At 77.4% G+C, this 389-nt stretch carries 1 protein-coding gene; it reads left to right on the top strand.

Annotation, left to right across the window (positions count from 1 at the left end):
• Nucleotides 1-389 (top strand): helix-turn-helix domain-containing protein (locus AC1DUE_RS20620; RefSeq protein WP_477041263.1); only part of this gene is annotated, 389 nt, incomplete at both ends.

A 389-nucleotide genomic window follows, 5' to 3' on the forward strand; every position in this document is an offset into this window, starting at 1 on the left:
TCCTGGTCCCGGGCGGCGACCGGGTCACCCCGCAGCCCGGCTGGACACTCGGCACCTCCGTCCCGGCCCCCCTCACCGCACTGGGCCTCGCCGACGGTCAGGCGGCCCGCGCGCTGGGCCGCGCCGTGGCCACCCGCACCCCGCTTGCCCACCACCACACCGACACCGGCCGGGGTCTTGCCGCCCTCGTCCCGCACGCCGAGGCGGAGGCGCACGCCCGCGCGCTGCTCGCTCCGCTCACCCCCACGCTCGCGGAGACGCTCCGCTGCTGGCTGAGTCTCCATGGCAGCTGGGACCGCACGGCCACGGCCCTCCAGGTCCACCGCAACACGGTCCGCCAGCGCATCGCCCGCTGCGCGACGCTGCTGGACGCGGACCTGGACGACATG

The sequence above is a fragment of the Cellulomonas sp. P4_A2 genome, from assembly GCF_056402515.1.